Genomic DNA, 10,228 nt, shown 5'->3' with positions numbered 1-10,228 from the left:
GGTTCATCAGGCGCGGAACTCATCAAGGCGCGGGAATAAAATCCCATTCAGACGCCGGATAGATTCAAGCAAGCCAACTTGTCGTCAAAATCGGTGTTGCAAAAACGGGAGTGACCATAGATTCCGTATTAGCCTTTACAGCAATGCGTAAAACTTTTTAAACAGTCGCCACCCGCGCTATTCTTCTTTTCGTATCTAAACATGAAAATGCCTCATGTTGCATTGAAATTAAGTCACTTCCCCTGCGCCACGGTCTCAGGCATAAATTATGCATTGGTAACTTCTTAGCAACATGAACTTAGGATGCATAACCACAATGAGCAAAGCTTTCACATATACCCTTAAGCGCAGTTGCTTCGATGAGAATTACAACCCGTCAGAAAATACGCGTACGACCACCAACTTCGCCAACCTGGCCCGCGGGGAAAAACGTCAGGAAAACCTGCGCAATACGCTGGTGATGATCAACAACCGCTTTAATGCCTTAGCGCGCTGGGATAACCCAAACGCCGATCGCTATGCGGTTGAACTGGAAATCATCTCTGTCGATTTGAATATTGGCGCGGAAAAGCCGTTCCCGGCCATTGAGATACTGCAAACCACCATTGTCGACAAGAAAAACAACCAGCGTATCCCTGGCATCGTCGGGAATAACTTCTCGTCTTACGTGCGGGATTATGATTTCAGCGTGCTGCTGCTGGAGCACAACAAGAACCAGCAGCACTTCAGCATTCCGAAAAAATTTGGCGAACTGCACGGCAATATCTTCCGCCATTTTGTGAATTCACCTGAATACAAAGAGAACTTCACAAAAGGACCGGTGATTTGCCTGAGCGTCTCCAGCAAAGATACCTATCGCCGCACCGGTAACCAGCACCCCGTACTGGGCGTTGAGTACCAGCCGGATGGCGAATCGCTTACGGAGCAGTACTTCGCGAAGATGGGCCTGAGCGTGCGCTACTTCATGCCGGAACACAGCGTGGCGCCGTTCGCGTTCTTCTTTACCGGGGATTTGCTGAGTGATTACACCGACCTCGAACTGATCGCCACCATCAGCACGATGGAGACGTTCCAGAAGATCTATCGCCCGGAAATTTATAACGCCAACTCGGCGGCCGGACTGTGCTACCGACCGGATCTGAACCAGCAGGATCACTCCTTAACCAAAATTGTGTATGACCGGGAAGAGCGAAGCCGTCTGGCGATTGAACAGGGTCGGTTTACCGAAGAGTACTTTATTAAGCCTTACAAACACATTCTTGAGCAGTGGTCTGATAACTACACGCTTTAATACATTAAAAAAGGTCTTTTATTATGAAAACATTGCTCCCGACTTCAACGGCTGGCAGCCTGCCAAAGCCGACCTGGCTTGCGCAACCGGAGACGCTCTGGTCACCGTGGAAGTTACAGGATCAGGAACTGCTGGCAGGCAAGCAGGATGCGCTGCGCCTGTCTCTGGATGAGCAGATCCGCGCGGGAATCGATATCGTCAGCGACGGGGAACAGACCCGCCAGCACTTCGTCACCACCTTTATTGAACACCTGAGCGGCGTCGATTTTGAGAACCGCCAGACGGTGCGCATTCGTAACCGCTATGACGCGAGCGTGCCAACCGTGGTTTCCGCGGTTGCGCGCCAGAAACCGGTCTTCGTCGACGATGCAAAGTACCTGCGCCAGCTCACGGACAAGCCGATCAAATGGGCCCTGCCGGGGCCGATGACCATGATCGACACCCTCTATGACGCGCACTATAAAAGCCGCGAAAAGCTGGCCTGGGAATTCGCCAAAATCCTTAACCAGGAAGCGCGAGAGCTAGAGGCCGCAGGCGTGGACATTATCCAGTTCGATGAACCGGCGTTTAACGTCTTTTTTGATGAGGTCAACGACTGGGGCATCGCCGCGCTGGAGCGCGCCATTGAAGGGCTGAAGTGCGAAACCGCGGTCCACATCTGCTACGGCTACGGCATCAAGGCCAATACCGACTGGAAAAAGACGCTCGGCTCGGAGTGGCGCCAGTACGAAGAGGCCTTCCCTAAGCTGCAGACCTCTAACATCGACATCATCTCCCTGGAGTGCCACAACTCCCGCGTGCCGATGGATCTGCTGGAGCTGATCCGCGGTAAAAAAGTGATGGTTGGGGCGATCGACGTGGCAACCAACACGGTTGAAACGCCGGAGGAAGTGGCCGATACGCTGCGAAAAGCGCTGCAGTTTGTCGACGCCGACAAGCTGTACCCGTCAACCAACTGCGGCATGGCGCCCCTCTCCCGTCAGGTTGCCAACGGCAAGCTTAAAGCACTCAGCGCTGGCGCAGAAATTATCCGCCAGGAGCTTGGCGCGTAATCCCCTTACGCTGCCAGTACAGCGGCGTACCAAAGCGCTCGACGTAATAATCAATCACCGCCCTGACGTTCAGGGGCGGATGTCGGGCATCAGGGTAGATCGCCGCGATAGCCTGTTGTTCCGTAGTGATGGCGCACTCCAGCGCGGGCAGGAGCGGAATCAGCTCACCGCGCTGGAGCGGTTCGCTCACCAGCCAGTCCGGAAACAGCACAATCCCCATCCCTCCCCGCGCCGCAGCCAGCAACGCTTCCGCATTATTCGAGGTCATCAATGGCGTCACGGGATAGTGTGTCCACGCCTCGCCCGCCCTACGCAACAGCCAGCGGTTAGGCCCTGACGATCCGCGATACACCAGGCAATGATGGCGGTTCAGATCGTCGGGCACTTCTGGCGCACCGTGTTTACGCACGTAGTCTGGCGACGCGGCCAGATGGTACACCTGCTGCCCAAACACCCGCGCGCGAAACGACGAGTCCGTCAGCACGCCAATGCGGAAGATAAGGTCTGCCGCATCCCGGTGGGGGTCAATGAAATCATCGGTCAGCGTCAGCTCTACGCTCAGGCGAGGATAGCGTGCCGACAGGCCGGGAAGTCCTGGGGCTATGTGCTTCTGGCCGAAAAACACCGGTCCGTTAATGCGGATCGCACCGGACGGCTCCACCGCACGCGCGTCCAGCTCCCGGCGCGCCTCTTCAAGATTCTCCGCCATCGACCGGGCGTAGCGAATAAACAGATGACCGCTTTCCGTGGGAATGACGGCCCGCGTATTGCGATAGAAAAGCTGCTGCCCGAGCGCATCCTCGAGCTGGTGGATCACGCGCGATATCTGCGAGGCCGATATCCCCTGCCGCCGCGCCACGACGGAGAAGTTCTGCGCTTCATACACGTCGATAAAGATCAGCAGCGCGCGGATGTTGATGTTGCTGGCGTCAACCATTAATGCATATCCTGCAAAGGTGTTTCCACCATTATGGCATTTTTCTCATTGCACAACCCACGTAATCTTCTTCGCCTGAAAACGGAGGAAGAAGAATGCAGTTGGTTTTGATTTTACTGGTGATCGCTGGCGGGATGGGCCTCTCCGTCGAGGCGGGACTGCTGGGCCCCCTGGGGGGAAAAGTCGGGGATTTATGGGCGACGTTCAGCATTTTTGGCGTCGGCGCCGCGCTGACGTTTCTGCTGATGCTGTTTTTCAGCCCGCGCAACAGCCCGTCGTTTTTCGCACAGCCCGGCTGGCAGCTCCTCGGCGGGGTGCTGGGTCCGATCTACGTCGTCATACTGACGCTTGCCACGCCGACTATCGGCATTGCGCTGACGATGATTGGCATTCTGGCAGGTCAGGTTTTTAAAAGCCTGATCATTGACCACTTTGGCCTGCTGGGTACGCCGCACAGGAAGATAAACGCAAGACGCATCGTGGCGCTGGTTTTTATTATTGCCGCACTGGTACTGGTCGCAAAGGGGTAAACACATGACACTGATGATGATAATTCTGGCCATCTGCGGCGGCGCGACGCTGAGCATACAGGCCGCAATTAATGGGCAGCTCGGCAGCAGCGTGGGCGTTTTCAAGAGCGCGTTTCTAACGTTTTCCGTCGGCGCGCTGGTGACCGCCCTGCTCATTTTCTTCTTTGAGCCTAAGCAGGCGGTCACGCTGCTGGACGTGCCGAAATGGCAGCTCCTCGGGGCGATGTTTGGCGTGCCCTATATCGTGATAATGGTGCTCGCCGTACAGCGGATCGGCACCGCTGTCGCCACGGTGGGGGTGATATTCGGCCAGCTCGCCATGAGTATGCTGATTGATAACTTTGGCTGGCTGGGCAATCCCGCCATTTCGTTTTCACCGAGCCGTCTGAGCGCGGTGGTATGCCTGGGGATTGCCCTGTACTTCATCTACTCCAGCAGCAAAACCGGCAGCGTCCGCGACTAAGCTGAGGTCTTACGGGTAAAGAACAGCGTTACCGTGGCCACGGTGACGCCCAGTTTCTTCATCTCGGTTTTATTAAACAGATGGTTCTCATCCTGCAGGTACATCCAGTCGTCAAAGTTCAGTAGCCAGGTGCTGCCGTTGGCCTTCACGTTCATGCTGTAATGCCAGTTGAACGCGTTGCCGGCGGCCTGCCCCGTTGCTACCCCTTCAATATCCCCCGCCGTGCCTTCGTAGCGATCGCTCCCCACGCGGCGGATATGCCAGACCCGCTGCTGCTTCTCGCCATCGTCGTAAACGAAGTGCTCGTTCAGCGTCAGCGTATCGCCGATAACGTCCCCGGCAATCTCAACGTGAAAGCGGCGGATCTGCTTGCCGCTGCGATCCTGTACCATCCCCCACGCTTCGGTTTTGCCCTGGAAGTAATGGAAGATATCCAGCCGCGGCTGCTGCTGGCGATACTCGGTCACCTCCGTGCTACAGCCTGCCAGCAGCATCGTCAATGCCAGCGCCATCATCAGGATACGTTTCATTTTTGGCCTCCGATTAACTGCTGACGCAGCTCAGGGTATTGCGTACGAGGGTCGAGCCAGATGGCCAGGAAGCGGGTGCTGAACGCTTCTGACTGACGCGGTCCGAGTGGAATAAAGGCTTTTTGCGCCGCTGACGCGCGATACCAGAACTGCCCCTGCCCGTCGTCGAGCACAAACGCCAGCTGTGCGCCCGGCCGGACATCCGGCCACAGAGAGCGCAGCATCTGTAACCAGGCTTCGCTTCGGGGTTCCCGTTGCAGGATCCCCTGCGCCTGCCACTGGTCGCGGGTCGCCTCGACCAGCTCATCGCGATCGATATCGCGCGCATAGGTAATAATCAGCGCCTGATCCTGGTTCTCCCGACCGTAACGCCCGTCCGGCGTACGCAGCTGGGAGGTATAGACGGTGAATGGCCCCCAGGTGAGCGTGGCGTCCCCCACCTTCCGCCACCCCAGCCAGTCGGTGGCCTGGGCAACAGGAACAACCAGCGTCAGACAAAGCAACAAAACCGCAGCTCTCATTTTTGTCTCCCCATCAGCAGGTGGAAAAACAGCATCAACACCAGCCAGCCCGGCGCCATCCAGCTGACGACGATAAAGGTCGGCTCCAGAAACGTGATGGCACCCAGCCGCTCGCCAATCAGGTACGCCACCGGCCCTCCCACGGCGGCCAGCAGGGTGAGCAGCCAGCCGGGCAACGTGGTGGTGCGCGTAAGCTGCGTCCAGACGGTGGCGAACATCAGCCATAATGCCACCATCCATAGCGGCATCACGGCATCACCCGTGAAGGCGATCAGCCCCGTCAGCGCCCAGAGCGTATCCAGCAAACTGCCCGCCGCGGCCAGCCCAATGGCGTAAAAACGGTATACAGACGGCAAGAGCAGGCACGCCAGGATCGCCAGCGCGAGCCAGATAATCAGGCCCTGTTCGCGAAAGAGCACCACCAGCGCCCAGTAGAGATCGAACGCGGCGGCCAGCAGGAAGACCTGAAGATATCGTCTCATACGCGCTCTGCGGTCAGCTGCACCACGCTGATGGTGCGGGCATTAAACCCGGCTTCACAGTAGCCAAAGTAATAAAGCCACATGCGGCGGAACCGCTCATCAAAGCCGAGCTTTTCAATCTCCTGCCAGGCGTGGACAAAGCGCTGCCGCCAGTGCGCCAGCGTGCGGGCGTAGTCCGGCCCCATGTCGAAGAGATTGCGCACCACGAAATCGGTGTGGCGCGTCATCAGCTCGTTCATGGCGGTGATGCTCGGCAGGAAGCCGCCGGGGAAAATGTAGCGCTGAATAAAATCGACGCTTTTGCTGTAGTCGCGATAGCGCTGGTCCTGAATGGTGATGGCCTGAATCGCCATTCGTCCCCCCGGGCGCAGCCGCGCCTGACAGGTCCGGAAGAATGTGGGCAGATAGCGCTGCCCGACGGCTTCAATCATCTCTATTGAGACCAGCTTGTCGTACTGCCCGGTGAGGTCGCGATAGTCGCAGAGCAGCACCTCAACACGATCCTGCAACCCGGCGCGGGCGATCCGCTCGGTTGCCCAGACGTATTGCTCCTGCGACAGCGTGGTGGTAGTCACCCGACAGCCATAATGACGGGCCGCGTATTCCGCCATCGCCCCCCAGCCGGTACCGATTTCCAGCAGGTGGTCGGCCTCGCTAAGCGCCAGCTGGTCGCACAGGCGCGCCATTTTGGCCTGCTGAGCCGTTGTGAGATCCTGCTCGTCTGCGGTAAAGAGCGCGCTGGAGTAAAGCAGTTCCCTGTCCAGAAAATGGGCATAGAAGGTGTTGCCCAGGTCGTAATGGGCGGCAATATTTTCACGCGCCTGCGCGCGGGAGTTACGCCGCGTCCAGTGGCGCAAACGCTCCAGCGGTCGGCCAAGCAGCCGGAACCCTTTCTCAAGACGGCCAAGCACCTCGCCGTTGAGGGCCAGGATTTGCAGAAGCGGCGTGAGCTGCGCGGTTTCCCATTCGCCGTCCATCCAGGCTTCAGCGGCGGCAAGGCTCCCGCCCGTTAAGACGCGCCAGTAGACGGCGGGCGTCAGGATCTGCACGTCGGCGTGCAGCGCGGAGGATGTCTCGCCAAAATGGAAGGTCTGCGCCCCTTCACGCAGGGTGAGCGAACCACCGCGGATGCCGCTTAACAGACGAAACAGCAGCCATCGCGCGAGGCGGACGTTGCGCGGGATATCGGGTTCTAACGCAAAGACGGGATCGGTCATGAGCGTTCACTCCTGCTGACGGGATGGTTATACAGCGGCACGCGCTTGAGCCACAGCCTCAGCGCCTGCCAGTAAATGGCGAAAACGGTTTTCAGGGTCATAAGCGGGATGCGCAGCAGCAGCGCGCGCAGTGCCGGACGGGTCAGCGGCTCCCGGCGCAGGGCGAGCGTGGCGTCGAACACCTTCGCTTCCTGATGATTTTCAATGTGCATATGCAGCGTGTTATCCGGATCGTTGAAGCGCCAGTGGTAGATCATGTTCATCGGGTTGAAGGGGGAAACGTGAAACGCTTTTTCCGTGGGCTGGGCATGTTGCCCGTCGACCGCGTAATAATGACGCTCGTTCCACGGCGTGTTGCGAACCTCCGCCAGTACCCAGCGCAGAGTCCCCTTCCCGTCGTAGCAGTAGTAAAAGTTGACCGGGTTAAAATGAAACCCGAAATACCGCAACTGCGTCAGAAGCATGACCCGCCCGTCCGGCCGTTCCCCGGTCAGGCTCTCCAGCCTGCTGAGCACGTTCTCTTTGAGCGGCGTGCCGAGCGGATAGTCCGCGTCATGGAACGCGGCGGCGGCAAAGCGATTGCGGCGCACGCCGACGGACGCCAGCAGCGGCAGCTCATCAAGATCCAGCCAGGCCATAAAGACGCTGTAGCGAAATTCATGGGTTTTCGGCTGAAGGCGGCGGTGGCGCAATACGCCGTGATAGAGGCAGCTGTTCATCTCAGTTCCCCTCTCCGGCCGCTATCGCGTTGACCACGTCCAGCGCGCTGCGCACGCCGTCTTCATGAAAACCGTTGTACCAGTAAGCCCCACAGTACCAGCTCCGCCGGTGGCCGTTGATCTCGCCGCGCCGCGCCTGCGCCCGCCAGCTTTGCGGGTTAAACAGTGGATGCTCATAAACAAAGCGTTGCAGAACGAAGCGCTCATCCACCGCCGCGTCCGGGTTAAGGGTGACGCAGAACAGCGGGCTGCCCGCAGGCAGCCCCTGCAGAATGTTCATGTTGTAGGTCACACAGGCGCTGGCCTGCTCCTGCGCGCTCAGCCGGTAATTCCAGCTCGCCCAGGCGCGCGGCCGCACCGGCAGCCAGCGCGGGTCGCTGTGCAACACCACCTCGTTGCGCTGCCAGCCGATATCGCCCAGCACCTCGCGCTCTGCGGAGGTCGGGTCGTCAAGCATCGCCAGAGCACTGCCGGAGTGGCAGGCAAATATCACCTGGTCGAAGGTATGGCTGCCGTTTTCAAGCTGGAGCGTGACCCCGTCCTCGTGGCGGCTCACCCGCTGAACCGGTGAATTGAGATGCACCGTCAGCCGATCGCCCAGTTTGTCCAGCATCGCGCGGATATACTCTCGCGAGCCGCCCGGCACCACGTACCACTGCGGGCGATGGGTGATATCCAGCAGACCGTGGTTTTGGAAGAAACGTAAAAAGAGCGGCAGCGGGAAACGCTTCATCTCCTGCAGCGAGGATGACCAGATGGCGGCCCCCATCGGCAGAATATAGTGGCGCGCAAAAAAGGGCGTAAAGCCGTGCTGGTCCAGAAACGTCTGCAGCGTGGCGTTCGGCTCCACTTCCCCGTCCAGCGCCTGTTTTGCCAGACGATTGAAGCGGACGATTTCACCGAGAAGCCGCCAGAATGTCGGATTGACGAGATTTCGGCGCTGGGCAAACAGCGACGTCAGGGTGTGCCCGTTGTATTCCAGACCCGTCTCGGGGTTGTGTACTGAAAAGCTCATCTGGGTTTTTTGCCCGCTGATACCCAGCTCGCTGAGCAGGCCCATAAAGCGCGGATAGGTGCGGTCGTTGTAGACGATAAACCCGGTATCGATCGCGTATGTGCCCTGTGGCGTCGTCACGTCAACCGTTGCGGTATGGCCGCCCGGTGTGGATCCCGCTTCAAACAGGGTCACCTGATGGTGCCCGGCCAGTCGCCAGGCGCACGTAAGCCCGGCAATGCCGCTGCCGATAATTGCAATGTTCATGAACGCACCATCCTGCGCAGCAGCGTGCGCTGAAGAAAAGCAGGCAGCCCTGAGAGCAGCCGCAAAATGAAGCCAAATCCGGCAGGAAACGCGATGTGCATTTTCCCGGCCGCCAGCCCGATACGGATCGCCTTCACCGCCTCGTCGACAGTCACTCTGCCCGGCATGGCAAAATCGTTTTTTTGCGTAAGGGGCGTATCGACAAAGCCCGGAGAGACAACCGTGACGGTAATCCCTTTTGGCTCCCAGTCCAGGCGCAGGCTTTCGGCAAACCAGCTCAGCGCCGCTTTGGACGCACCGTAGGCCTCTGCGCGGGGGAAAGGCAGCCAGTGGGCCATCGAGCTCACCAGCACCACGCGGTTGCCTCGAACCAGCTGCGGCTGCAGCGCCTCAAGGCAGTTCACCGGCCCGAGGAAATTGGTGTTCATGACCCGCTCCACCAGCGCTGCATCCACCACGCCACCGTCGAGGTATTCGCAGGTACCGGCGCAGAGAATAATCAGATCGGCGTAGCTGCCGGTCAGCGCCTGTCGGCAGGCCTCCCGGTCCGTCATATCGAACAGGCGAACGGTGAGATTGGGGCAGGTCTGATGCAGCGCTTCCAGACGCGCCGGATCGCGCCCGCAGGCAATCACATGATAGCCGTCAGCGGAGAAGGATTTCGCCAGCCCGGCGCCAATGCCCGAACTTGCACCGGTAATCAGTACCGTCTTCATGATTTGACCCTCCGCTTCACGCCGCGTACCGCCCAGCCCAGCAGAGGAAGATGTTCGTAGATCATCTCTCCCGCATCGTAGTAGTCGCGCTGGTGGGTGATGAGATCGTTTTCCGTCTCCACCACCGAGCACCCCGGCAGATCGAGCGGTTCGCCTCCGGCAATGCGCGGATGCGACCAGTGCATCACCCAGGTGACAACAAACCGGTTCCCGCTGCAGAGCGGCGGGTCGATAGAAAAACGGCAGTTCTCGACGTTGGCCAGCAGATGGGTGAAATAGCGCTGAAGCGCAAAGATACCGTCGTGCTCGCCGAACGGATCGACAAGCGTGGCATTTGAATGGTAAAGCCCGACCAGCGCGGACGGCGGCTGGCTATCCAGTGCGGCGTAGTACTCAACAAACCGACTCACGACAGAGGGCAAAGTGCTCATGGGTCACATCCTGGCTGTAAACAACGTGGCGTAATCGCATACTTAAAACTTACACAATTAACGTTATTTGTCCAAGTT

The 10,228-nt window shown here is 58.8% G+C and carries 13 protein-coding genes; 4 read left to right on the top strand and 9 right to left on the bottom strand.

Annotated elements, in window-relative coordinates:
* The first annotated feature begins 316 nt into the window (after positions 1–316).
* Both LLF79_RS25155 and LLF79_RS25150 read left to right on the top strand, forming a co-directional pair.
* The gene (locus tag LLF79_RS25155; RefSeq protein WP_227880583.1) at positions 317–1,291 is read left to right on the top strand and encodes a DUF1852 domain-containing protein; all 975 of its coding nucleotides are present in this window, start codon (positions 317–319) and stop codon (positions 1,289–1,291) included.
* A 23-nt stretch (positions 1,292–1,314) separates the two neighbouring features.
* Positions 1,315–2,343, top strand: a complete 1,029-nt coding sequence (locus LLF79_RS25150) for a methionine synthase (protein ID WP_021241377.1) — start codon at positions 1,315–1,317, stop codon at positions 2,341–2,343.
* Here the strand turns inward: LLF79_RS25150 and LLF79_RS25145 are convergent.
* Positions 2,318–3,280 carry a LysR family transcriptional regulator gene (locus LLF79_RS25145; protein ID WP_044596386.1) on the bottom strand — a complete coding sequence of 321 codons (963 nt, stop codon included), beginning with the start codon at positions 3,278–3,280 and terminating at the stop codon, positions 2,318–2,320. The two genes, LLF79_RS25150 and LLF79_RS25145, sit on opposite strands and share 26 nt — an antisense overlap.
* Before the next feature lie 95 nt (positions 3,281–3,375).
* Between LLF79_RS25145 and LLF79_RS25140 the strand changes: the two genes are divergently transcribed.
* Positions 3,376–3,810 carry a DMT family transporter gene (locus LLF79_RS25140; protein WP_023292486.1) on the top strand — a complete coding sequence of 145 codons (435 nt, stop codon included), beginning with the start codon at positions 3,376–3,378 and terminating at the stop codon, positions 3,808–3,810.
* Positions 3,811–3,814: 4 nt separating this feature from the next.
* Positions 3,815–4,273, top strand: a complete 459-nt coding sequence (locus LLF79_RS25135; RefSeq protein ID WP_063615674.1) for a DMT family transporter — start codon at positions 3,815–3,817, stop codon at positions 4,271–4,273.
* Here the strand turns inward: LLF79_RS25135 and LLF79_RS25130 are convergent.
* From LLF79_RS25130 to LLF79_RS25095, 8 genes are read right to left on the bottom strand one after another with little or no spacing between them, the layout of a single operon-like run.
* Positions 4,270–4,803, bottom strand: coding sequence for a DUF3833 domain-containing protein (locus tag LLF79_RS25130; protein WP_032651763.1), 534 nt, complete (start codon positions 4,801–4,803; stop codon positions 4,270–4,272). The genes LLF79_RS25135 and LLF79_RS25130 overlap by 4 nt on opposite strands.
* Complete coding sequence (locus tag LLF79_RS25125; RefSeq protein ID WP_008502324.1) at positions 4,800–5,324, bottom strand: hypothetical protein; 525 nt, start codon at positions 5,322–5,324, stop codon at positions 4,800–4,802. The genes LLF79_RS25130 and LLF79_RS25125 overlap by 4 nt, the downstream gene beginning before the upstream one ends.
* Positions 5,321–5,806, bottom strand: coding sequence for a DUF2878 domain-containing protein (locus LLF79_RS25120; RefSeq protein ID WP_227880581.1), 486 nt, complete (start codon positions 5,804–5,806; stop codon positions 5,321–5,323). Before LLF79_RS25120 ends, LLF79_RS25125 begins: the two co-directional genes overlap by 4 nt.
* Entirely contained in the window at positions 5,803–7,023 is a 1,221-nt protein-coding gene (locus tag LLF79_RS25115) for a cyclopropane-fatty-acyl-phospholipid synthase family protein (protein ID WP_023327405.1), read from the bottom strand. The genes LLF79_RS25120 and LLF79_RS25115 overlap by 4 nt, the downstream gene beginning before the upstream one ends.
* A complete protein-coding gene (locus LLF79_RS25110; protein ID WP_094945132.1) occupies positions 7,020–7,742 on the bottom strand; it encodes a DUF1365 domain-containing protein in 723 nt (240 codons plus the stop codon). The genes LLF79_RS25115 and LLF79_RS25110 overlap by 4 nt, the downstream gene beginning before the upstream one ends.
* Before the next feature lies 1 nt (position 7,743).
* Entirely contained in the window at positions 7,744–9,003 is a 1,260-nt protein-coding gene (locus tag LLF79_RS25105; RefSeq protein WP_094945131.1) for an NAD(P)/FAD-dependent oxidoreductase, read from the bottom strand.
* A complete protein-coding gene (locus LLF79_RS25100) occupies positions 9,000–9,719 on the bottom strand; it encodes an SDR family NAD(P)-dependent oxidoreductase (RefSeq protein ID WP_032663564.1) in 720 nt (239 codons plus the stop codon). The genes LLF79_RS25105 and LLF79_RS25100 overlap by 4 nt, the downstream gene beginning before the upstream one ends.
* Positions 9,716–10,150 carry a nuclear transport factor 2 family protein gene (locus LLF79_RS25095; protein ID WP_008502330.1) on the bottom strand — a complete coding sequence of 145 codons (435 nt, stop codon included), beginning with the start codon at positions 10,148–10,150 and terminating at the stop codon, positions 9,716–9,718. The genes LLF79_RS25100 and LLF79_RS25095 overlap by 4 nt, the downstream gene beginning before the upstream one ends.
* Positions 10,151–10,228 lie beyond the last annotated feature (78 nt).

Origin of the sequence: Enterobacter cloacae complex sp. 2021EL-01169 (assembly GCF_020733125.1) — a bacterium.
Classification (GTDB): Bacteria; Pseudomonadota; Gammaproteobacteria; order Enterobacterales; family Enterobacteriaceae; genus Enterobacter; species Enterobacter roggenkampii.
This window is presented reverse-complemented; position numbering and strand designations above follow the sequence as displayed.

Bases quoted from the DNA above. Each gene is read 5' to 3' on its own strand.
- LLF79_RS25155 (WP_227880583.1), top strand. From the start codon at position 317: ATGAGCAAAGCTTTCACATATACCCTTAAGCGCAGTTGCTTCGATGAG.
- LLF79_RS25150 (WP_021241377.1), top strand. From the start codon at position 1,315: ATGAAAACATTGCTCCCGACTTCAACGGCTGGCAGCCTGCCAAAGCCG.
- LLF79_RS25145 (WP_044596386.1), bottom strand. From the start codon at position 3,280: ATGGTTGACGCCAGCAACATCAACATCCGCGCGCTGCTGATCTTTATC.
- LLF79_RS25140 (WP_023292486.1), top strand. From the start codon at position 3,376: ATGCAGTTGGTTTTGATTTTACTGGTGATCGCTGGCGGGATGGGCCTC.
- LLF79_RS25135 (WP_063615674.1), top strand. From the start codon at position 3,815: ATGACACTGATGATGATAATTCTGGCCATCTGCGGCGGCGCGACGCTG.
- LLF79_RS25130 (WP_032651763.1), bottom strand. From the start codon at position 4,803: ATGAAACGTATCCTGATGATGGCGCTGGCATTGACGATGCTGCTGGCA.
- LLF79_RS25125 (WP_008502324.1), bottom strand. From the start codon at position 5,324: ATGAGAGCTGCGGTTTTGTTGCTTTGTCTGACGCTGGTTGTTCCTGTT.
- LLF79_RS25120 (WP_227880581.1), bottom strand. From the start codon at position 5,806: ATGAGACGATATCTTCAGGTCTTCCTGCTGGCCGCCGCGTTCGATCTC.
- LLF79_RS25115 (WP_023327405.1), bottom strand. From the start codon at position 7,023: ATGACCGATCCCGTCTTTGCGTTAGAACCCGATATCCCGCGCAACGTC.
- LLF79_RS25110 (WP_094945132.1), bottom strand. From the start codon at position 7,742: ATGAACAGCTGCCTCTATCACGGCGTATTGCGCCACCGCCGCCTTCAG.
- LLF79_RS25105 (WP_094945131.1), bottom strand. From the start codon at position 9,003: ATGAACATTGCAATTATCGGCAGCGGCATTGCCGGGCTTACGTGCGCC.
- LLF79_RS25100 (WP_032663564.1), bottom strand. From the start codon at position 9,719: ATGAAGACGGTACTGATTACCGGTGCAAGTTCGGGCATTGGCGCCGGG.
- LLF79_RS25095 (WP_008502330.1), bottom strand. From the start codon at position 10,150: ATGAGCACTTTGCCCTCTGTCGTGAGTCGGTTTGTTGAGTACTACGCC.